We start from the raw sequence: 19,945 nt of genomic DNA, 5'->3' as shown, positions 1-19,945 counted from the left end.
GCACACGGGCGGCCGTGCCGCGGCTACCCGATCTTGCATTCCGCGTGCCGTTCATGTGTCGCTCGCATATCGTGCGCGGGCCGCCGGGTGATCAATTCCCGGATTCCTTCGAACGCCGCCCCGTGATCAATTCCGGATTGGGCCGGAACCCGCTCCGTACGGGTGGTCGCCAGTCGAACGGAGTAGTTCGGTTTCGTGGCTTCGAAACCGGCAAATCGGGACGTACGTCACGTTGGCGCGGCAGTCCGCCGACCGCGGCGCGGCCGTTTCGGGTGGTCCGCGCAGCGCCTCCGACCTGCGAATACCCCCTTCCAGAAGGCCTCCGCAGCACGTTCGTGTCGCTGTTGTCAAGCCCCGAGATGTGCCCTGACCTGCGAAAACGCCATTCATAACAGTCGGTTCTCGTGTTACCCTGGATAGCCACGGAAGGGGTACCTGTCACATGACGTTCAAGGTTGGCGACACCGTGGTCTATCCCCATCACGGGGCCGCGCTGATCGAGGCCATCGAAACTCGCCAGATCAAAGGCGTGGACAAGACCTACTTGGTGCTCAAGGTCGCCCAGGGCGACCTGACGGTTCGTGTGCCTGCGGACAATGCGGAGTTCGTCGGCGTTCGCGACGTAGTCGGCCAGGACGGGCTGGACCGGGTCTTCGAGGTGCTTCGTGCACCGTATGCAGAAGAGCCGACGAACTGGTCCCGGCGCTACAAGGCAAATCTGGAGAAGCTCGCTTCTGGCGATGTCATCAAGGTCGCCGAAGTGGTGCGTGACCTGTGGCGTCGTGAGCGCGAGCGCGGACTGTCCGCGGGTGAGAAGCGCATGCTCGCGAAGGCGCGTCAGATCCTGGTGAGCGAGCTCGCGCTCGCCGAGAACACCAACGAGGACAAGGCCGAGGCCCTCCTCGACGAGGTGCTCGCGTCCTGACGCGAGAGGCCGTTCAGTCGCACGGTGTTCATGCAGTTGTGCCGCGGTGCCCGATGACAAGCCCTCTCCTCCACGAGGGGGCTGTTGCCGGGCGCTGCGGCATGTCTGTACCCAGAAACTTTTTCCGCACTTTTCGCACCCACCACTGGCGTGCCGGGTCCGGGCAGCCGGCTCGACCGGTCGTCACGGAAGGGGCGAGGGCGTCGCACCCGGCACCCTTCAGGCCATACCCATGTCGGCCGAAGTCACAAACCTGGCTCGGAGCTACTGATGTCTGACGAATCGCGCCTCCACCGCACCGCCGCGGTGATCCCGGCCGCCGGCCGCGGGGTACGCCTCGGCCCCGGCGCCCCCAAGGCCCTGCGGACCCTGGGCGGCACCCCCATGCTCATCCACGCCGTCCGCGCCATGGCCCGCTCCCGCGCGGTCTCCCTCGTGGTCGTCGTCGCCCCGTCCGACGGGGCCGCCGAGGTGCGCCGCCTCCTGGACGAGCACGCCCTGCCGGACCGCACCGAGATCCTGGTCGTCCCCGGCGGGGAGACCCGCCAGGAGTCCGTGCGCGCCGGTCTGGACGCCCTCCCGGCGGACGTGACCTCCGTACTCGTCCACGATGCGGCCCGCCCGCTCGTCCCCGTGGACACCGTCGACTCCGTCGTCGAGGCCGTACGCGACGGCGCCCCCGCCGTGGTGCCGGGGCTGCCGCTGGCCGACACCGTCAAGGAGGTCGAGCCCGGCAGGCCCGGCGAGCCCGAACCGGTGGTCGCCACGCCCGAGCGGGCCCGGCTGCGCGCAGTCCAGACCCCGCAGGGCTTCGACCGCACCACCCTCGTGCGCGCGCACGAGAAGGTCGCCGTCAACGGCGACGGCGCCACCGACGACGCCGGAATGGTGGAACAGCTCGGCATCACCGTCATGGTGGTTCCCGGCCACGAAGAGGCCTTCAAGGTCACCCGCCCGCTCGACCTGGTCCTCGCCGAGGCCGTACTCGCCCGCAGGAGGGCCACCGATGCCTACTAGCTCCGCAGGTTCCGAGAGCTCCGCGGCCTCCGCGGCCTCCGCGGCTCCGGCCGTGTCCGCAGGCCGGCCGCTGCTGCCGCAGGTCGGCATCGGCACCGACGTGCACGCCTTCGAGACCGGCCGCGAGCTGTGGTGCGCCGGGCTGCTGTGGGAGGGGGAGGACGGGCTCGCCGGACACTCCGACGGCGACGTCGCCGCGCACGCCGCCTGCGACGCGCTGTTCTCCGCCGCCGGAGTCGGCGACCTCGGCGCGCACTTCGGCACCTCCCGCCCCGAGTGGTCCGGCGCCGCCGGTGCCACCCTGCTGGCCGAGGCCGCGCGGATCGTCCGCGCCGAGGGCTTCGAGATCGGCAACATCGCGATCCAGGTGATCGGCGTACGTCCCAAGATCGGCAAGCGGCGCGAGGAGGCGCAGAAGGCGCTCGCCGCGGCCGCGGGCGCCCCCGTCTCCGTCTCCGGGACCACCACCGACGGACTCGGCCTCACCGGCCGCGCCGAAGGGCTCGCGGCCATCGCCACCGCCCTGGTGTACCGGACGAACCCCGCCTGAGCGCGCCGCGGCGACGACTCGCCCGGCACCACTCGGAAAACAATCGCACCCCGCGCCCCGAAAGGGTCGCGGGGCACTGCCGGAGGCCCACTACCCTGGATGCCGTGACTATTCGCCTGTACGACACCAGCGCCCGGCAGATCCGCGATTTCGTCCCGCTCACGCCGGGCTGTGTCTCGATCTACCTCTGTGGCGCCACCGTGCAGGCCGCACCGCACATCGGGCACGTCCGCTCGTACCTGAACTTCGACATCCTGCGCCGCTGGTTCGTCTACCGCGGCCAGGACGTCACCTTCATCCGCAACGTCACGGACATCGACGACAAGATCATCGCGAAGGGCGCCGAGCAGGGCCGCCCCTGGTGGTCCATCGGTTACGAGAACGAGCGCGCCTTCAACGACGGCTACAACGCGCTGGGCTGCCTGCCGCCCACGTACGAGCCCCGCGCCACCGGTCACGTCCCCGAGATGATCGAGATGATGCGCGCCCTCATCGAGCGCGGCCACGCCTACGAGGCCGACGGCAGCGTCTACTTCGACGTGCGCTCGTACCCCGGTTACCTGCAGCTGTCGAACCAGAACATCGACGACCTGCGCCAGCCCTCCGAGGAGGGCATCACCGGCAAGCGCGACCCGCGCGACTTCGCCATGTGGAAGGCCTCCAAGCCCGGCGAGCCCGACTGGGAGACCCCGTGGGGCCGCGGCCGTCCCGGCTGGCACCTGGAGTGCTCCGCCATGGCCCACAAGTACCTGGGCAGCGCCTTCGACATCCACGGCGGCGGGCTCGACCTGATCTTCCCGCACCACGAGAACGAGATCGTCCAGGCCAAGGCCTTCGGCGACGACTTCGCGAACTACTGGCTCCACAACGCCTGGGTCACCATGTCCGGCGAGAAGATGTCCAAGTCGCTCGGCAACTCGGTCCTCGTCTCCGAGATGGTCAAGCAGTGGCGCCCCATCGTCCTGCGCTACTACCTCGGCACCCCGCACTACCGCTCGATGATCGAGTACAGCGAGGAGTCGCTGCGCGAGGCCGAGTCGGCCTTCGCGCGCATCGAGGGCTTCGTCCAGCGCGTCATCGAGAAGGCCGGCAAGACCGTCGAGCCCGCCGCCGAGGTCCCGCCCGCCTTCGCCGAGGCCATGGACGACGACCTCGGCGTCCCGCAGGCGCTCGCCATCGTCCACACCACCGTCCGCCAGGGCAACAGCGCGCTCGCCGCCGACGACAAGGAATCGGCCATCGCCCGCCTGTCGGAGGTACGGGCGATGCTGGGCATCCTCGGACTCGACCCCCTCGACCCGCACTGGGCCGGCGAGGCCGACCGCGGCGAGGACCTCCACGGCGCCGTCGACACCCTCGTACGCCTCGTCCTGGAGCAGCGCGAGTCCGCCCGCGCCCGCAAGGACTGGGCGACCGCCGACGCCATCCGCGACCAGCTCCAGCAGTCCGGTCTGGTCATCGAGGACAGCCCGACGGGGCCGCGCTGGACGCTCGGCCCCCGCTGAGCCCCCGGCACCCGGAGCAGTCCGACTGTGCCGCCCGGCGTTCAGGGCGGCACACTCTTCATACGTACATATCGCAGCACCAACGAAAACAGGTAGAGGTCATGGCCGGGAACAGCCAGCGCAGGAACCGCCGCACGTCCAACAAGAAGGGCGCGACGGTCGGCAGCGGTGGCCAGCGGCGCAAGGGCCTGGAGGGCAAGGGCCCCACGCCCAAGGCCGAGGACCGCAAGAAGCACAAGGCGAACCGCATCGCCAACGCCATGGCCCGCCAGGCCGCCAAGCGCCGCCCCGCGCCCCGCCGCGGCGGCGCCAAGGGCACGAGCGAGATGGTCGTCGGCCGCAACCCGGTCTTCGAGGCGCTGCGCGACGGCGTCCCCGCCACCACGCTGTACGTCCAGCAGTTCATCGACAACGACGAGCGCGTGCGCGAGGCCCTCCAGCTCGCCGCCCAGCGCGGCAACATCAACCTGATGGAAGCCCCGCGCCCCGAGCTCGACCGCATGACCAACGGGCTCAACCACCAGGGCCTGGTCCTCCAGGTCCCGCCGTACGAGTACGCGCACCCCGAGGACCTCACCGACGCCGCCTACGACAACGGCGAGGAGCCCCTCATCGTCGCCCTCGACGGCGTCACCGACCCGCGCAACCTCGGCGCGATCGTCCGCTCCGTCTCCGCCTTCGGCGGCCACGGCGTGGTCATCCCCGAGCGCCGCGCCGCCGGCATGACCGCCGGCGCCTGGAAGACCTCCGCCGGCACCGCCGCCCGCACTCCGGTCTCCCGCGTCACCAACCTGACCCGGGCCCTCCAGGAGTACAAGAAGTCCGGCATCACCATCGTCGGTCTCGCCGCCGAGGGCACCCACGAGGTCCAGGACCTGGAAGCGCTCGCCGGTCCCGTCGTCATCGTCGTCGGCTCCGAGGGCAAGGGCCTCGGCCGCCTCGTCGGCGAGAACTGCGACTTCCTCGTCCGCATCCCGATGCCGGGTGGCGCCGAGTCGCTGAACGCCGGTGTCGCCGCGGGCGTCGTGCTCTACGAGGCGGCCCGCCGCCGCGCCGAGGCCCCGCGCACCTGACACCCGTAGCCGGACGCCGGCGGGCCGCCCACCAGGGGCCCGCCGGCGATCCGGCCCGGGTCCTCAGTCCGCCAGGCCCGCCAGCCGGGCCCGCAGCAGCGCCACCATCGTGAACGCGTCGGTGATCCGGCCGTCCGCGGCCATGGCCTCCGCCTCCGCGAAGGTCACCACGCGCGTCCCGCGGATGCCCTCGCCGGTCGCCAGCGCCCCCACCGAGTCGATCCGCGCCGCGAAGAGCCGCACGGAGTCCCCGATCATCCCGCTGTCCGGGTGCACCACCCCGAGCGGGATCAGCTCCAGCGCCTCGGCTCCCACCTCCTCGTGCAGCTCCTTCACGGCGTTCCGCTCGCCCGTCAGGCCCCGGGTGCCGGCGCCGCGCGGGATCTCCCACTGCCACGAGCGCGGCGCGTGCCGGTAGTGCTCGATCAGCACCACCCGGCCGTCGAGCAGCGGCAGCACCACCGATCCGGGCTCGGCGGTCGCGCTCAGCGCCCGCAGGTACGTCCCCTCCCGGCCGTCGGGGAACCGCACCGGGTCGCGCAGCAGCGTCAGGTACCGGTCCTGGTAGAGGACCCCGCCCGCCGCCGCGACCGCTCCCGGGTCGGTCAGGATCTCGATCCCCTCCGGGTCGTTGCGGAACAGCTCCGGCCGCTGCGCGCGCAGGCGCTCGTACCCCTCGACTCCGCCCGTCCCGCTCATGCTCTCCCCGTGTGGTTCAAGGTCCGCCCGCCGTGGCACGCCGGGACTACACCGCCGCCTGCTGGTCGGCCGAGCGCCTGCGGCCGGTGTCGGCGCTCAGCGCCACCTGGCCGCCATATACCCGCAGGATGGTCTGCCAGTCGTTGCGCAGGCTGCCGAGCCGCAGCGACGGCAGGGTCACACTGTGCCCGAGGCCGCCGCGCAGCCCGGAACCCTTGCGGCCCTTGTCCCGGAACTGCAGGCGCACGGTCAGCACCCCGGCGGCCGCCGTCAGCAGCTGCAGCGACCCCGCCAGCAGCGACACGTCCTCGCCCGCGCCCACCTGCAGCGCGATCCCCGACGACTCCAGGATCAGGACCGTGCTGATCTCCCTGGTGAACCCGCCGTGCGAAGCGCTCGTCTTGCGCGCCGTACGCAGCATCCGCGCGTGGAAGCGCGCCACGTCCCGGGTGTGCGCGGCGAACTCCTCCGGCGACGGCAGCCGCCCGTCCCGGAACCCGCCGCGGACGAACCCGTCCAGGGCGTCGATGTACGACCGCCACTCCTCCTCGCGCCGCAGCCGCACGATGTCGGCCAGCGACAGCCCGGCGTACGAATTGGGCCCGTCCACCGCCCGGTGCAGGTCGTCGGCGAACAGGTCCCGCAGCAGCAGCCCGATCCGCTCGGGATCGTCCGCGGCCGGCCGGCTGTCCTCCCGCAGCTCCTGGAGGGTCGAACGCGGCGGCGAATCGGGCGGGGTCAGCGAGATCAGCCCGCTCGCCTTCGGCACCCCCAGGCTGTACAGCAGGTTGATCAGCTGCTTCGCGGGCACGATGTGGTCGCCCTCGCGCAGCAGGTTCTCGTACGGCTGCGTGCCCGGCCGGGTCAGGAACCGCTCGTAGACCGCCTGCCGCGTGATGTCCCGGTCGTTGTCCTGCTCGCCCGCCCAGAAGTACAGGTCCTTCAGGATGCCCTCGCGCATGGCCTGCGCCTGCTCCAGCGGGATGCCCAAATTCTCGGCCAGGACCGGCGCCGGCAGCCGCCGCAGTCCGGACAGCTCCCGCGAGAAGAAGTTGCCCACCTGCCCGGCCCGCTCCCGGTTGGTCTCGTCGTCCCAGTCGAAGCGCACCAGCCCCGGGTCGGACTCGTCCGTCACCATCCGCTGCCAGGCCGAGCTCACCGACCGGTCGTGTCCCCAGCTGAATTCGGCCGCGGCCTCCCGCTCCGTGTGCAGGTACGGCACCAGCGCCCGGCGGTTGAGCAGCTGGGCGAAGGCGGCCCGCTCGGAGGGCTCGGCCGACGGCAGGTAATTCGCGTACAGCGCTTCGTTGTTCAGCAGGAACGCCCGGTTGACGACCAGGGTCCCGCTGTTCGCCAGCGAGCGCCGGAGCTCCGCCGCCCCCGCCGCCACGGCCTCGGCCGAAGGCCCGGCCTGCGCGCTCGCCCGCTGCCGGGATCCGGCGAGATCCGCGGGCAGCCACTGGTTGTCGAGAGCCTGCGACATCACGGGATAGTCCGTGAGATCACCAAAGACGAGCTGGTTGTGCGCGCGGTCGGTCATCCCCGGTGTCCCCCTCAGACTTCAACTGCCTTGATTCTCGCATCAGCTGCCGACACACCGCCCGAACAACCTTTCTGCCGGGGGGAGATGGCTGGATCTTGACGGGTCTCGGACACATCCTTGATGTCAAGGCAGTGTCCTAAACACCCATCACTCGGTTAGATGAGTGTGGACACCAGAACGCCAGGGTTCGACGACCAGCCCGCGCTGAGCATGGTCAAGGTGCCGTGCGACCCCGCACAGGTCATCGTCAACCACGCCAGCTTCCGCGTGCGGCTCGCACCGAGCCCGAGCGCGCGTCCCAAGCCCGCAGGCGCCCCCGCGCGCGTACCCGCCCTCGGCGGGGCGCTCGCGGCAGCCGCCGTCGGAGCCGGAGCCGGCCGCCGCCGCCCCGTCGTCTGGAGCGGCAAGTCCGCCCCGGGCGACGCCGCAGCGATGGGCGGCCTGCTCCAGGCCGTACGTGACAACAGCAGGGGCCACGAGGAGTTCGACGGCGGCGACACGCAGGTCATCCCGCGCATCGACCTCGTGCACGACCTCGCCGACGACACCCTCGCCACGCCGACCGTCATCGGCCAGCGCACCTACCGCGACCCCGACGAGACCCGCCCGCTGGCCGCCGTACGGGACCTCCCGTACGAGGCCGCGTACCCGGGCGGGGACGGGGGCGGCGGAGCCGGTGCGGAGTCCCGGCGCGCCGCGTCCGACGCGCGCGGCCAGGCCTCCTACTACCCGGGCCGCCGCATGAACCTCGGCGTCGTGCTGCTCCCGCTGCGCGTCTTCCTCGGCTTCATCTCCATCTACGCCGGCATGGGCAAGCTGTGCGACCCCGTCTACTTCGACGGCGGCGAGCGCGGCTCCATGGTCACCTGGCTGCACACCCTGCACCCCTGGGCGCTCGCCGAGCCGCTGCGCGACTTCGCCCTCGCCCACCCCGTCGGGGCCGGCCTGACCGTCGCCTTCCTCCAGGTCGCCGTCGGCGTCCTGACCGTCCTCGGCCTCTGGCAGCGCTTCGCCGCCTGCTTCGGCGCACTGCTGTCCGCCGCCCTGCTCATGACCGTGAGCTGGAAGACCGTTCCCGCGTACGACGCCCCCGACATCATCTACCTCGCCGCCTGGAGCCCGCTGATCATCGCCGGGGCCCCCGTCTACTCCCTCGACGGACGCCTCGCCGGCGAGGCCTGGCGCACCCTCGGCCCCCGCTCCGAGATCTGGCGGCTGCGCCGGCGCGTCCTGCGCCGCGGAGCCGTCATGGCCACCGTCGTCTGCGGTCTGACCCTGCTCGTCGGCTCCCTCCTCGGCGGCGCCGTCCGCTCCACCACCGTCGTCACCGTCCCGGGCCCCGGCCAGGACCCCAGCAACTACCTCCCCGGCCGCCCGCTGCCGCCCACCCCCGCACGGCAGCAGCCCTCGCAGGCGCCCGTCTCCAAGCCCTCCGCGCAGCCCTCCGCCGGAGCCTCCTCGCCGGCCGCGAAGTCCACCGGCAAGAGCACCGGCGGCTCGACCTCCCGCGAGACCGCCGGGACCGGCGCCGAGTCGCCCACCGCCACCCGCGGCACCAGCGGCGGCCAGAGCCCCCGCAGCACCCCCCGCCAGTCCACCCCCCAGCAGCCGCCCGCCTCGTCGAGCACCACCGGCGGGGGCACGCCGACGAAGAAGCCCGGGCTGGTCGGCGGCCTCCTCGGCTGACGCCCCGCCTTACGACCCCTCCCGTACGGGCCCGGTACGCCACGAGCGTGCCGGGCCCGTACGCGTACCCCGAGGTGTGCCCGGGCGCGTACGCGGAAGCCTCAGGAAGCCCTGTGCGCCGCCAACTCCCGTGCGGCCTCGGTCAGGTCCTTCGCCGTGTCGATCGCCCGCCAGTAGGCCCCCTGGGGCAGCGGGAAGCCCGCCAGCCGCCGCTCCCGCGCCAGCCGGGGGAAGGTCGTGCGCTCGTGGTCCCCCAAATCCGGGAGCAGGGCCGCGAATTCGGCGCCGAAGACGTACACGCCGGCATTGATCAGATACGGCGAGGGCGGCGCCTCGATGAAGTCCAGCACGTGCCCGTACCCATCGGTCTCCACCACCCCCCACGGAATCCGTGGCCGGGCCAGCGCCAGCGTCGCCGTCGCGCCCCGCTCCGCATGGAAGTCGGCCATCTCGCGCAGCGGGAACCGCGTCCACACGTCCCCGTTCGTCGCGAACCAGGGCCGCTGCGGGTACGGCAGGTGCCGCGCGGCGTACTTGAGCCCGCCACCGCGCCCCAGGGGCGCCTCCTCCACCACCGTCGTCACGCGCAGCGGCAGCGGGGCCCGCGCCAGCCACTCCTGGAGCACCTCCGCGAGGTGCCCGCACGACACCACGGCGTCGGTCACCCCCTCGGAGGCCAGCCAGGCCAGCTGGTGCCCGATGATCGGCATCCCCGTACCCGGGATCTCCACCATCGGCTTCGGACGGTCGTCCGTGTACGGCCGCAGCCGCGAACCCTGGCCGCCCGCCAGGACGACTGCCTGGGCGGGGGAGGCGGGGAACGCGGCTGCGGGGGAGGCGGATCCGGATGCGGAGGGCGCGGAGGGCGCGGAGGGCGCGGGAGTTGCGGAGGGTGCAGGGGGTGCGGGATCGGCGTCGGTCATGCCGGCCAGCGTAGGGAGGCGGGTCAGCCCATGGAGGCGACACCCGAGGCGTACGAGGTGTCGCACACCGGACGGGCGTAGGACTGGGCCTTCGTCGGCCCGTACGCGTCAACTGCCGCCCGGCCCAGGGCCCGTGCGATGCCCACACAGTGCTCGGCGAGCGACGGGCGCCGGTCCACCTCCTGCTGGAGGTGGGTGAGGACGTCACCCGGCTGCTCTCCCCGCTGCAGCTCGCTGAGCAGCTGGTCGCGGACGACGTCCTGTGCGGCGCGCGGCTTCGCGGGGACGGAGACGTCCTCGGCGGAGGCGGTCAGGATCTGGGAGGGGGAATTGTCCGCCCAGGGGACCATGGTGACCGCGAGGGTCCCGGACAGGACCAGGACGACGGGCAGGACCAGGGCGAGGGAACGGCCGATACGGCGGGCAGTGTGGGTCACGAGGGCGAGAGTAGCGCTCGGTGAAGATTTGGCGACATTTAGTCACCCGGTCGGGGGATGGTTCGACGTGGCTTTTCGAATTAAGGGTTGACGAGAGGGGCCGAATGGCCCGATCTGCGTAACTCACGCCGAAGGGGCGCCCCTTGAGGGAGCGCCCCTTCGGTACGGCCCGAGGTCGTTCGGGCATCGGCCGGGGACCGGCCGGAGATCCGCCGGGGATGAGCCGGGGATCAGCCGGACAGGCGGGCCCCGGACGAGGTCGAGAAGACGTGGATCTCGCCGGCGCGCGGCACCACGTGCAGGGTCGAGCCCTTCTCGGGCACCTGGCGGCCGCCCACGCGGACCACGATGTCCTGCGAACCCTCGGCGGAGGCGGCGGAGCCGTAGACGTACCCGTCGGCGCCCAGCTCCTCGACGACGTTCACGGTGATCGTCAGGCCGCCCGTGTCGCCGATGTCGAAGTGCTCGGGGCGCACGCCCACGGTCACGGTGCGGTCGCCCGCGTCGGCGGCGGCCGACAGCGCCTCGCGCGACACCGGGACCACGCTGTCGCCGAACTTCACGCCGCCGTCGGTGATCGGCACCTCGACCAGGTTCATGGCCGGGGAGCCGATGAAGCCGGCGACGAAGAGGTTCGCGGGACGGTCGTACATGTTGCGCGGGGTGTCGACCTGCTGGAGCAGCCCGTCCTTGAGCACGGCCACGCGGTCGCCCATGGTCATGGCCTCGACCTGGTCGTGGGTGACGTACACGGTGGTGATGCCGAGGTCGCGCTGGAGCGCGGCGATCTGGGTGCGGGTGGACACGCGGAGCTTGGCGTCGAGGTTCGACAGCGGCTCGTCCATCAGGAACACCTGCGGCTTGCGCACGATCGCGCGGCCCATGGCGACGCGCTGGCGCTGGCCGCCGGAGAGGGCCTTGGGCTTGCGGTCGAGGTACTGGGTGAGGTCGAGCATCTTCGCCGCGTCCTCCACCTTCTTGCGAATGGTGGCCTTGTCCTCGCCGGCGATCTTGAGCGCGAAGCCCATGTTGTCGGCGACGGACATGTGCGGGTAGAGCGCGTAGTTCTGGAACACCATCGCGATGTCCCGGTCCTTGGGCGGCAGGTGCGTGACGTCGCGGTCGCCGATGCGGATGGCGCCGCCGTTGACGTCCTCCAGGCCGGCGAGCATGCGCAGCGAGGTGGACTTGCCGCAGCCGGAGGGGCCGACGAGGACGAGGAACTCGCCGTCCTCGATCTCCAGCTCCAGCTGGTCGACGGCGGGCTTGTCGCCGCCGGGGTACAGACGGGTCGCCTTGTCGAAAGTGACAGAAGCCATGGTGGTGAATCCCTTCTACCGGCAGGAACGTGCCGGACGATCCGAGTGGAAGGTCTAGTCCAGTCAACCGGACTCCGCCCGACGCTACCCGCCGGGCGGGCTTCTGTCAGCCCCCGGGCTGGCAGAGCGACTCACTTTTGACCTGGGCTCCACGCCTCACCACCCTCGCGAGCGGTGCTTCCTGCTTCAACGCCCGTCGCCGGCCGGGCGCGATCCTGGAGGGCGCGACCGATCGGTCTTGCACAGGCTCCACAGGCATTGCGGCCGACGGCCCGTCGGTTCGTAACGCACCCGGCTATGCCGCCGGTACGAGCTCCCCCACTTCCGAAGCCCTGATCACGCTCGGCGGCACCCGGCCCGGCGGCAGTCCGGCCGCCACCGACCAGTACAGCCGCATCCCCTCGTCGCGAAGATTCACCGCCGCATTCGTATCGCGGTCATGGGTGGTCCCGCATTCCTCCCAGGCCTTCACGCGGAGGGCTAGGCCCTCGTTGTAGACCCAGCGGCAGGCGCCGAAGGTCCGGGTGAGCTGGGCCGCCTGCTCGGGGGTCGGGTAGAAGCGGAAACGGTAGACGCGCTGCTGTGTGCCCGGCTCTCGGACCAGTCCCTTCAGCGGAGTCGCCTTCCGGTCCTGGTGTTTGGTCCGGTCGCCCACCCCGAGGTGTTCGCGCTTGATGCGCCGGGCTTCCTCCCCCGATATGCGGTCCGTCATCGCCCCTCCCACCATCTGATCTTCGGAACGGCACACCAGTCCGTTCAACGAACGTGTGAGTGGGTGGTTACGGGACGGCTTCAACGTGATGGCTTGGGGAATCGGGTGCTGTGTAGAGTGATGACGGCTCCACTCGCGATGGGTTCGCGGGTGGGTTTCGTGCCGCCTTAGCTCAGTTGGTAGAGCTCCGGCTTTGTAATCCGAAGGTCGTCGGTTCGATTCCGACAGGCGGCTCCATCCCAGGTCGGAAGATCTCTGATCGAGGGAATTCGCACAGAAGCGGAAGGCCCCGGACGATCGTCCGGGGCCTTCCGCTTTGTCGTCAGTGGCGGCCCGAGATGCGGTCCGCCAGGCGGGCCAGGGGGGTTGTCGTCGGGCTGTGGGTGGCGGCCTCGCGGCGGTCGGCCTCACGGTAGGCGGCGTACAGGGCCTGGACGCCGAGCCAGCGCAGCGGCTCCGGCTCCCAGCGGCGGACGCGGTGGTTGACCCAGGGGAGGTCCGTCAGCTCCGTGGCGTCTTCGAGGACCAGGTCGCGCAGGGTGCGGGCGGCGAGGTTGGCGGTGGCGACGCCGGAGCCGACGTACCCGCCCGCCCAGCCGAGGCCCGTGGCGCGGTCGAGGGTGACGGTGGCGCACCAGTCGCGGGGCACGCCGAGGACGCCGGACCAGGCATGCGTGATCTCCGTACCGGCGAGGACCGGGAAGAAGGAGGTCAGCAGGTCGGTCAGGGCTTCGATGGTGGCGGGCTGGGTGCGGCCGTCGTTGTCGGTGCGCGAGCCGTAGCGGTACGGGACCCCGCGGCCGCCGAGGGCGATGCGGTCGTCGGCGGTGCGCTGGGCGTACATGTAGGCGTGGGCCATGTCGCCGAGGGTGGCGGCGTCCGACCAGCCCAGTTGCTCCCAGGTCGAGGCGGGCAGCGGGGCCGTCACGATCATGGAGGAGTTCATGGGGAGCCAGGAGCGCTTCTGACCCTTGAGGGCGGCGGTGAAGCCCTCGGTGCAGCGCAGGACGTGGGGCGCGCGAACCGTCCCGTACGGGGTGACGGCGCGGCGGGGCGCGATCTCGGTGACGGGTGTGGATTCGTGGATGACCACGCCGAGGCCCTCGCAGGCGGCCGCCAGGCCCTTGACCAGCTTGAGGGGGTGGATGCGGGCGCCGTGCGGGGTCCAGCTGGAGCCGACCGCGTCGGCGATGTCGATGCGGGCGCGGGTCGCGGGGGCGTCGTAGAGCTCCCGGTCGCTCTCGCCGAAGGCGAGCTCGGCGGTGTGGAAGGCCTTGAGGCGGGTGAGCTGGGCGGGGGTGCGGGCGACTTCCAGGACTCCGCCGCGGCGGATGTCGGCGTCGATGCCCTCCTTGGCGGCTACGTCGATGACCTCGGTGACCGTGTCGTTCATGGCCCGCTGGAGGCGCTGGGCGGCCTGGTGGCCGTGGAGGCGGGCGTAGCGGTCGCGGCCGGCGATGCCGTTGTAGAGCCAGCCGCCGTTGCGTCCGGAGGCGCCGTAGCCGCAGAACTTCTGCTCCAGGACGGTGACGCGGAGGTCGGGGGCGGAGCGCTTGAGGTAGTAGGCCGTCCACAGGCCGGTGTAGCCGCCGCCGACGATGACGACGTCGGCGGTGGAGTCGCCGGTGAGGGGGGCGCGGGGCGGGTGGTCGGCGGTCTTGTCCGTCGCGTACCAGAAGGAAATGCCGCCGTTGATCGTCATGGGGGAGTTGCTACACCCGGTCTCGGAGGGGTGTCCAGCGGCGTGGTGTCGGGTTTCGGGGTGGGAAGGGTGGCCGGATGGCTGATGCGGGCGGGGCGATCGGGTCCGTAGGGTGGGGCGGGGTATTTTGTTCTGTTTTGGGTGAGAGGTTCGGTAAATGGTGCGCATACGTAGGGCAGGGCACGTGGTCGCGGCGGTGGCGGCGGCCGCGCTGCTGGGCGGTGCCGTCGTCGGCTGCGGGGCGGGCGGGGACGCGAAGTCGGCCGACGCCGACGCCACCGCCGTGGTGCGGACCAGCCCGATCGCGGACCGGCTGGCGAAGCTGCCGGCGAAGGTGGACGGGGCGAAGGTCGTGGTCGGACAGCCGGACGCGCCGCACACGGCGCAGGTGCTGGTGGATCCGCGGTGCGGCTACTGCGCGAAGTTCGAGGGGGCCGGTGGCGAGGCGCTGCTCGAGCTGGCGGGCGAGGGCAAGGTGAAGGTCGAGTACCTGCTGGCCTCGTTCCTGGACCAGGGCGGGGCGAGCGGCTCGGTGAAGGCCGTCAACGCGCTGAGGGCTTCGGTCGACGCGGGGAAGTTCGCGGAGTACAACGCGGCGGTGTTCGCGAGTCAGCCGAAGGGGCGGTTCACCGACGAGTACCTGTTGAGGATCGCGGACCAGGTGCCGGGGCTGCGGGGCGAGGCCTTCGACAAGGCGGTGGCGCAGGAGACGCACAAGGAGTGGGTCGCCGAGGCCGAGAAGGGCTTCGAGGCGACCGGGGCGCAGGGGACGCCGCTGGTCCTGGTGGACGGGAACCCGGTGGGGGCGAAGGACGGCTCGATGTTCGACGCGGGGGCGTTCACGGCGACGCTGAAGGCCGCGGGGGTCGGCGCCGCGGGCTAGTGGGGGGCGGCCGGGCGGGCGGTCGTACGCTCGGGGCATGGTCGACATCGAGGACGTTCCGGACGGGCTGGTACGGGCGCAGCTGGAGTACAACGGCACCGCCGGGCGGGAGTTCATCGCGGCGCTGCCGGCGCGGGCGACGGAGTTCCTGGAGCGGTGGGCGCTGCGGCGGACGGGTCCGGGGATGCACGGGGTGACGGCTCTGGTGCTGCCGGTGGTACGGGCGGACGGCACGGCGGCCGTGCTGAAGCTGGGGATGCTGGACGAGGAGAGTGCGGGGGAGCCGCTCGCGCTGCGCGCGTGGGGCGGGCGGGGCTGTGTGGAGCTGCTGGAGCACGACGGGCCGACGGGGACGCTGCTGCTGGAGCGGTTGGACGAGGGCCGGCACCTGTCGGCTCTGGCGGTACGGGACTCGCGGGCGGCGGTGCGGGTCATCGGGGAGTTGCTGGCCCGGCTGACGTCGGTGCGGGCTCCGGGCGGGCTGCGCGGGCTCGGGGGGATGGCGGCCCGGATGCTGGACCGCGTACCGCAGGCGCTCGGGCTGTTGGCGGACGAGGGGGAGCGGCGGCTGCTGTCGGACTGCGCGGCGGCGGTGGCGGAGGTGGCGGGGGAGCCCGGGGACCGGCTGCTGCACTGGGACCTGCACTTCGACAACGTGCTGGCGGGCGGGCGGGAGCCGTGGCTGGCGATCGATCCGAAGCCGCTCGCGGGCGACCCGGGGTTCGAGCTGCTGCCGGCGCTGGTCAACAACTTCTCGGCGGACGAGGTGCGGTGGCGGTTCGACCTGCTGACGGAGGCGGCGGGGCTGGACGGTGACCGGGACCGCGCGCGGGCGTGGACGCTGGGGCGGGTGTTGCAGAACTGCCTGTGGGAGCTGGAGGACGGGGCGCCGGGGCAGGAGGAACTGCCGGAGCGCGAGGTCGCGGTGGCGCAGCTGCTGCTGGGGTGAGCGGTGCGGGCGGTCGTACGCTCGGGGCATGATCCGTAGCGCCGTCGTCGAAGACGTTCCCGCCATCCAGGCCATGATCCGCGAGCTGGCCGAGTACGAGAAGGTGCCGCACGAAGCGCGCGCCACGCAGGAGCAGTTGAGGGAGGCGCTCTTCGGGGAGCGGCCGGCGGCGTTCGCGCACATCGCGGAGTCCGAGGAGGGGGAGGTCGTCGGCTTCTCGGTGTGGTTCCTCAACTTCTCGACGTGGCGCGGGGTGCACGGCATCTACCTGGAGGACCTGTACGTCCGTCCGGGCGTGCGCGGGGGCGGCTACGGCAAGGCGCTGCTGGCGGAGCTGGCGCGGATCTGCGTGGAGCGCGGGTACGAGCGGCTGGAGTGGTCGGTCCTGAACTGGAACGCGCCGACGATCGCGTTCTACGAGGCGCTGGGCGCGCGGCCGCAGGACGAGTGGACGGTCTACCGCCTGACGGACGACGTGCTCCGCAAGCTGGCCGGGGCGGAGTAGCCGCCGGGATGCCCGCCCGGGACCACGAGAAGGCGGCGCCGGGCGGGCGCGTGCCCTGTCCGGCTACCCGACGGCGGGTACCGGGTGCTCCGGGGAGTCGAGCCAGGCCCAGGTGGCTCCTCCCGGGGTGACCGTGAGTCCGAACCGCTCGAACTCCGGTCGGCCCTGGTCGTCCCACCAGGCATGGGCAGCGGTGACTTCGCCCCAGAGTTCCCGAGGGCCGGACTGGTAGACCTCGAACTCCTCCGCACCGGGAACGAAGTCGATCGACGCCCAGGAAGTGACCCGGGTGTCCCGGAGCCAGAGCGTGTAGCGGCCGCCGTCGAGTTTCTCGGGGTAGGGGAACATCCCCTGGGTCTGGAGTCCGATGGCGAACATGGGGAGCCAGTCGGCCACGTCCTCCGGGGACAGTGAAGTGGTTGTCCGGCGGCCATCGGCCGGCCACGGCTTGCCGCCCAGGTACTTCTTCACATGCGTCCGGTAGGTGCGTTGCTGCCGCAGACGCATGAAGGCGGAGGAGCAGACGAACGGGCCGGACGCGCTCCCGTCCTCCTGGACGGTCAGGCGGACCACGGCCTCCCCGCCGTACTCCGTGGCGTACGGGGAGACGATGACTCCGCCGGGCCGGGTCTGCCGGATGATGTCCGCCGGAAACGCCCGGAGGGAGGCGGTGATCAGGACACGGTCGTACGGGGCGCCTCCGGGCCAGCCCTGAGAGCCGTCACCGACCACGGCCACCGGGTTGTACCCGGCGGCGTCCAGGCGGGCTCGGGCCGTGGCCGCGTTCTCCGGGTCGAACTCGATGGTGGTGACGTTCTCCGAGCCGACCCGTTCGGACAGCAGAGCCGCGTTCCAGCCGGTTCCCGTGCCTACTTCCAGGACCTTGGAGCCCGGCTGGACGTCCAAGGCCGCCAGCATGGAGAACACCATGGCGGGCTGGGAGTTGCTGCATGTCGGGACGTTCCCCCGGTCGGGGCCCGTGTGGCTTCCGTCGTCCCACTGGGTGGTCAGGGAGGTGTCCGAGTAGACCGCGCGGAACCATCCTTCCGGGTCGGCCTGGCGGTCGATGCTCGCCACCGGTCCGCCGTCGGCCGGGCCGACGCCGGGCCAGATCACATCCGGGACGAACGACTCCCGGGGCACGGCTTGATAGGCGGGGAGCCAGTCGGAGGTCAGGGCTCCGGAGTCCATGAGCCGGGAGGCCAACCCCTGGGGGCCGGCCTCCGTCGTGGCGCGTTCGGTCACTTGGTACCGCTGCCCTTCGTGTCACTGTGCCCGGAGTCCTGACCTTCCGAGCCGCCTCCGCCGTGACCGGCGCCGGACTGGCCGTCGTCATGCTGGCTTCCGCCCTGACCCGAGCCGCTGCCTCCGCCGTGCTGTCCGCCCATGAACGTGCTCCTTCTCGTGAGGGTTGAGTGGTGCCGTGGGCCGCCCCGGCAGAACGGTGGATCGGTCACCGGGGCGGCGTCTGTGGGGTGGGGTCAGGGGGAGCTCACTGCGCCGTCCCCTGGCTCCGTCGGTTTGCTTCGGCCACCCTGGCGTTCAGCCGCTGGGTACTCCCGGTGGCCGGGCGGTACTCCGGACACACCGGTCGGCTGCACTCGCACGGACGCCACTTCAAGGCGTTGCCCGGACTCAGGTCCGGGCCCTCGAACCGTGCCCAACCGGGTTCCGTCCCGTCCGGATGGCTGTCGCGTGCGCTCATGCGATCCGCCGCTTCACGACCTGCGCCAGCTTCTTGGCGACGTCGGGGCGGATACTGCCCCGCTTCACCAGCCCCGGGCCGGGCGGTGCCGGGTCGATGCCCAGGGAGGGGAGAACGATTCCGGCGGCCATCAGCGATTCGCGCAGTGACTCCATGACCGTGCTCGGGGTCACTGTCTCCAGTTCGTGCGAGCTGTCCATGAGAGGGACGCTAGGGCCGGTTGCCGGGCCCTGTGGGGGCTGATTCGCAGGGATTCTCGGGCGGGGACGTGATCTTCCGGGGGATTCTCAGGCGGTGTCGAGAGCCCGCCGGGCGCGGGCGATCACGCGGTGGGCGTCTGCCCCGTATACCGCGGAATCGGAGAGTGCCTGCCAGACCTTCCGGTACACGCCCACGCTGTCCGCGTCGTCGAGCCAGAGTTCCGCGTGCCAGTCCTCCGCGATCACCAGGCGGTCGTCGTAGAGCCAGAAGCCGTTGGCCGGGGGGATCTTCAGGGAGACGCCGAACGGGACGATACCCAGGGAGACGGTGTCCAGTCCGAGGACGCCCGCCAGGCGATCGAGCTGGGCGGCCAGCACGGGCGGAGGGCATACGAGAGCCCGGAGCGCGGCCTCCCACATCACGATGTGGAACGTGCGCCCCGGCTCGTACACCATCTCCTGACGCTTCACGCGGGCCCGGACGGCCTCCTCCGTGTCCCGGACGGACTGGTGGAGGTCGGCGTAGCGGGTGAAGACGTGGCGGGCGTACTCGGCGGTCTGGAGCATGCCGACGACCGTGGAGCCCTGCCAGACGTGGAACGTCCTCGTACGTTCGTACTCGGCCGTGAGGGTGTCCTGGACCGGCTTGTGGCCCGCGGCGAGCTGTCTGCGCCACGCGCGGGAGCGGGACTCCAGGCTCCGGAGCCTGGTGATCAGCTCCTCTGCGGCCTCCGGATGGCCGGTACCTTCCGCCCACGCCAGGAGATCGTCCGTCGTCGCGGTCTGACGGCCGGTCTCCAGCTTGCTGACTTTGGACTGGGTCCAGCCGAGCAGGACCGCCAACTGGCGGCCGGTGAGACGCCGATCGGTGCGCAGCTCGCGCAGCCGCGCACCGAGGGCCACTCTTGCTTGTTGGAAGTCGGTGCTCACTCGGCGGACGGCACCTGTTCCGCGAAGGTCTCGTACGGGACGGCGTGGTGCCACGCGGCGTCCCGGACCTGGCAGGCGCGGGCCACGTCGACGGGGTCCGTGACCAGCTCGACGCCCGTCATCACGTCGCCGTCATCGAAGTGGAGCCGGGCGATGACCCGGGAGTCGAAGAGCCAGAAGTCCACGTCGGGGAGTTGCAGCGCTTCGGCCTCGGAGCGCCACAGGTTGCGGATGTCCTCGCCCACTGCGCTGTTGCGGCGGGCGTTGTCGAGGAGATAGCGCTGACCGGGGGTGGGCGGGTTGTCGGCGATCCGTACCCGCTCGAAGCGCTTGCCCAGGGCGGACTGCTCGCGCCGGGATACGCACCAGGGGTCGTCCAGGTCCCAGCCGGCGTCCTCGCCCCGGATGAACCGCTGATACGTCTCCGTCTCCTCGTCGGACTGGTAGCGACGCCGGGTCTCCAGGCGCCAAGCCGTGTGCGCGAAGGTCCGGAACATCCCGGCGAACTCCTCGAAGCTGATCAGCACCGGCGTCCTTTCCACGTCCCTGGGGGCGAAGTCGACGAGGAGCACGCGCGGGACGACCACGAACCGTTCCTAGTCAGTGAGCAGGAGTGAGTCTTGGGCCCATTCCTGTGCACTGCGGACATCCCGAACGGTTTTGGGTGTCCTGGTCGCCCGCG

General features: G+C 71.6%; 20 protein-coding genes and 1 tRNA gene. 10 read left to right on the top strand and 11 right to left on the bottom strand.

What is annotated here, in order from left to right:
* The first annotated feature begins 442 nt into the window (after positions 1-442).
* The 5 genes from AB0M99_RS27385 (at position 443) to rlmB (ending at position 5,070) form a co-directional block, all read left to right on the top strand.
* Positions 443-925, top strand: a complete 483-nt coding sequence (locus AB0M99_RS27385) for a CarD family transcriptional regulator (RefSeq protein WP_003953493.1) — start codon at positions 443-445, stop codon at positions 923-925.
* Positions 926-1,195: 270 nt separating this feature from the next.
* A complete protein-coding gene (ispD, locus tag AB0M99_RS27380; RefSeq protein WP_365924903.1) occupies positions 1,196-1,942 on the top strand; it encodes a 2-C-methyl-D-erythritol 4-phosphate cytidylyltransferase in 747 nt (248 codons plus the stop codon).
* Positions 1,932-2,492 (top strand): 2-C-methyl-D-erythritol 2,4-cyclodiphosphate synthase, encoded by a 561-nt coding sequence (gene ispF, locus AB0M99_RS27375; protein WP_365924901.1) that lies wholly within the window; start codon positions 1,932-1,934, stop codon positions 2,490-2,492. The genes ispD and ispF overlap by 11 nt, the downstream gene beginning before the upstream one ends.
* A 104-nt stretch (positions 2,493-2,596) precedes the next feature.
* Positions 2,597-3,997, top strand: a complete 1,401-nt coding sequence (cysS, locus tag AB0M99_RS27370; protein ID WP_365924899.1) for a cysteine--tRNA ligase — start codon at positions 2,597-2,599, stop codon at positions 3,995-3,997.
* Positions 3,998-4,098: 101 nt separating this feature from the next.
* On the top strand, positions 4,099-5,070 hold the full coding sequence (rlmB, locus tag AB0M99_RS27365) for a 23S rRNA (guanosine(2251)-2'-O)-methyltransferase RlmB (RefSeq protein WP_365924897.1): 972 nt from the start codon (positions 4,099-4,101) through the stop codon (positions 5,068-5,070).
* A gap of 63 nt (positions 5,071-5,133) precedes the next feature.
* Here rlmB and AB0M99_RS27360 read toward each other — a convergent pair whose 3' ends face one another.
* Positions 5,134-5,769 carry an NUDIX hydrolase gene (locus AB0M99_RS27360; RefSeq protein ID WP_365924895.1) on the bottom strand — a complete coding sequence of 212 codons (636 nt, stop codon included), beginning with the start codon at positions 5,767-5,769 and terminating at the stop codon, positions 5,134-5,136.
* A gap of 46 nt (positions 5,770-5,815) precedes the next feature.
* Positions 5,816-7,309 (bottom strand): hypothetical protein, encoded by a 1,494-nt coding sequence (locus AB0M99_RS27355; protein WP_365924893.1) that lies wholly within the window; start codon positions 7,307-7,309, stop codon positions 5,816-5,818.
* A 162-nt stretch (positions 7,310-7,471) separates the two neighbouring features.
* On the opposite strand from AB0M99_RS27355, the gene AB0M99_RS27350 reads away from it, so the two are divergent.
* Positions 7,472-8,998, top strand: coding sequence for a DoxX family membrane protein (locus AB0M99_RS27350; protein ID WP_365924891.1), 1,527 nt, complete (start codon positions 7,472-7,474; stop codon positions 8,996-8,998).
* 101 nt (positions 8,999-9,099) lie between these two features.
* Here the strand turns inward: AB0M99_RS27350 and AB0M99_RS27345 are convergent, their stop codons facing one another.
* The 4 genes from AB0M99_RS27345 to AB0M99_RS27330 form a co-directional block, all read right to left on the bottom strand.
* Positions 9,100-9,921 (bottom strand): nucleotidyltransferase family protein, encoded by an 822-nt coding sequence (locus AB0M99_RS27345; RefSeq protein WP_365924889.1) that lies wholly within the window; start codon positions 9,919-9,921, stop codon positions 9,100-9,102.
* Between the two features lie 23 nt (positions 9,922-9,944).
* On the bottom strand, positions 9,945-10,358 hold the full coding sequence (locus tag AB0M99_RS27340; protein ID WP_365924887.1) for a hypothetical protein: 414 nt from the start codon (positions 10,356-10,358) through the stop codon (positions 9,945-9,947).
* Between the two features lie 230 nt (positions 10,359-10,588).
* Positions 10,589-11,677, bottom strand: coding sequence for a sn-glycerol-3-phosphate ABC transporter ATP-binding protein UgpC (gene ugpC / locus AB0M99_RS27335; protein WP_365924885.1), 1,089 nt, complete (start codon positions 11,675-11,677; stop codon positions 10,589-10,591).
* 295 nt (positions 11,678-11,972) lie between these two features.
* A complete protein-coding gene (locus AB0M99_RS27330; RefSeq protein WP_365924883.1) occupies positions 11,973-12,389 on the bottom strand; it encodes a helix-turn-helix domain-containing protein in 417 nt (138 codons plus the stop codon).
* A 161-nt stretch (positions 12,390-12,550) separates the two neighbouring features.
* Here AB0M99_RS27330 and AB0M99_RS27325 point away from each other — a divergent pair.
* Positions 12,551-12,626, top strand: a tRNA-Thr gene (locus tag AB0M99_RS27325).
* A gap of 85 nt (positions 12,627-12,711) precedes the next feature.
* Here the strand turns inward: AB0M99_RS27325 and AB0M99_RS27320 are convergent.
* On the bottom strand, positions 12,712-14,091 hold the full coding sequence (locus tag AB0M99_RS27320; RefSeq protein WP_365924881.1) for an FAD-dependent oxidoreductase: 1,380 nt from the start codon (positions 14,089-14,091) through the stop codon (positions 12,712-12,714).
* Between the two features lie 157 nt (positions 14,092-14,248).
* Between AB0M99_RS27320 and AB0M99_RS27315 the strand changes: the two genes are divergently transcribed.
* From AB0M99_RS27315 to AB0M99_RS27305, 3 genes are read left to right on the top strand one after another with little or no spacing between them, the layout of a single operon-like run.
* A complete protein-coding gene (locus AB0M99_RS27315; protein ID WP_365924879.1) occupies positions 14,249-14,974 on the top strand; it encodes a thioredoxin domain-containing protein in 726 nt (241 codons plus the stop codon).
* Between the two features lie 37 nt (positions 14,975-15,011).
* A complete protein-coding gene (locus AB0M99_RS27310) occupies positions 15,012-15,923 on the top strand; it encodes an aminoglycoside phosphotransferase family protein (RefSeq protein ID WP_365924877.1) in 912 nt (303 codons plus the stop codon).
* 28 nt (positions 15,924-15,951) lie between these two features.
* Positions 15,952-16,428 carry a GNAT family N-acetyltransferase gene (locus AB0M99_RS27305; protein ID WP_365924875.1) on the top strand — a complete coding sequence of 159 codons (477 nt, stop codon included), beginning with the start codon at positions 15,952-15,954 and terminating at the stop codon, positions 16,426-16,428.
* Between the two features lie 63 nt (positions 16,429-16,491).
* Here AB0M99_RS27305 and AB0M99_RS27300 read toward each other — a convergent pair whose 3' ends face one another.
* From AB0M99_RS27300 to AB0M99_RS27285, 4 genes are all read right to left on the bottom strand, one after another.
* A complete protein-coding gene (locus AB0M99_RS27300) occupies positions 16,492-17,673 on the bottom strand; it encodes a methyltransferase domain-containing protein (RefSeq protein WP_365924873.1) in 1,182 nt (393 codons plus the stop codon).
* 456 nt (positions 17,674-18,129) lie between these two features.
* Positions 18,130-18,333 carry a hypothetical protein gene (locus AB0M99_RS27295; RefSeq protein WP_365924871.1) on the bottom strand — a complete coding sequence of 68 codons (204 nt, stop codon included), beginning with the start codon at positions 18,331-18,333 and terminating at the stop codon, positions 18,130-18,132.
* 87 nt (positions 18,334-18,420) lie between these two features.
* On the bottom strand, positions 18,421-19,263 hold the full coding sequence (locus tag AB0M99_RS27290; protein WP_365924869.1) for a helix-turn-helix transcriptional regulator: 843 nt from the start codon (positions 19,261-19,263) through the stop codon (positions 18,421-18,423).
* Complete coding sequence (locus tag AB0M99_RS27285; RefSeq protein ID WP_365924867.1) at positions 19,260-19,850, bottom strand: DUF6879 family protein; 591 nt, start codon at positions 19,848-19,850, stop codon at positions 19,260-19,262. The genes AB0M99_RS27290 and AB0M99_RS27285 overlap by 4 nt, the downstream gene beginning before the upstream one ends.
* Positions 19,851-19,945 lie beyond the last annotated feature (95 nt).

The sequence above is a fragment of the Streptomyces sp. NPDC051183 genome (assembly GCF_040682455.1).
Taxonomy (GTDB): Bacteria; Actinomycetota; Actinomycetes; order Streptomycetales; family Streptomycetaceae; genus Streptomyces.
Note: the sequence above shows the minus strand (reverse complement) of the source record. Positions and strands in the feature narration are given on the sequence as shown.

What these genes read in the sequence shown, in the direction of transcription:
- rlmB (WP_365924897.1), top strand. Translation starts at nt 4,099, where the DNA reads ATGGCCGGGAACAGCCAGCGCAGGAACCGCCGCACGTCCAACAAGAAG.
- AB0M99_RS27305 (WP_365924875.1), top strand. Translation starts at nt 15,952, where the DNA reads ATGATCCGTAGCGCCGTCGTCGAAGACGTTCCCGCCATCCAGGCCATG.
- AB0M99_RS27310 (WP_365924877.1), top strand. Translation starts at nt 15,012, where the DNA reads ATGGTCGACATCGAGGACGTTCCGGACGGGCTGGTACGGGCGCAGCTG.
- AB0M99_RS27330 (WP_365924883.1), bottom strand. Translation starts at nt 12,389, where the DNA reads ATGACGGACCGCATATCGGGGGAGGAAGCCCGGCGCATCAAGCGCGAA.
- AB0M99_RS27320 (WP_365924881.1), bottom strand. Translation starts at nt 14,091, where the DNA reads ATGACGATCAACGGCGGCATTTCCTTCTGGTACGCGACGGACAAGACC.
- AB0M99_RS27295 (WP_365924871.1), bottom strand. Translation starts at nt 18,333, where the DNA reads ATGGACAGCTCGCACGAACTGGAGACAGTGACCCCGAGCACGGTCATG.
- ugpC (WP_365924885.1), bottom strand. Translation starts at nt 11,677, where the DNA reads ATGGCTTCTGTCACTTTCGACAAGGCGACCCGTCTGTACCCCGGCGGC.
- AB0M99_RS27345 (WP_365924889.1), bottom strand. Translation starts at nt 9,921, where the DNA reads ATGACCGACGCCGATCCCGCACCCCCTGCACCCTCCGCAACTCCCGCG.
- AB0M99_RS27350 (WP_365924891.1), top strand. Translation starts at nt 7,472, where the DNA reads ATGAGTGTGGACACCAGAACGCCAGGGTTCGACGACCAGCCCGCGCTG.
- AB0M99_RS27385 (WP_003953493.1), top strand. Translation starts at nt 443, where the DNA reads ATGACGTTCAAGGTTGGCGACACCGTGGTCTATCCCCATCACGGGGCC.
- ispF (WP_365924901.1), top strand. Translation starts at nt 1,932, where the DNA reads ATGCCTACTAGCTCCGCAGGTTCCGAGAGCTCCGCGGCCTCCGCGGCC.
- AB0M99_RS27315 (WP_365924879.1), top strand. Translation starts at nt 14,249, where the DNA reads ATGGTGCGCATACGTAGGGCAGGGCACGTGGTCGCGGCGGTGGCGGCG.
- AB0M99_RS27355 (WP_365924893.1), bottom strand. Translation starts at nt 7,309, where the DNA reads ATGACCGACCGCGCGCACAACCAGCTCGTCTTTGGTGATCTCACGGAC.
- ispD (WP_365924903.1), top strand. Translation starts at nt 1,196, where the DNA reads ATGTCTGACGAATCGCGCCTCCACCGCACCGCCGCGGTGATCCCGGCC.
- AB0M99_RS27360 (WP_365924895.1), bottom strand. Translation starts at nt 5,769, where the DNA reads ATGAGCGGGACGGGCGGAGTCGAGGGGTACGAGCGCCTGCGCGCGCAG.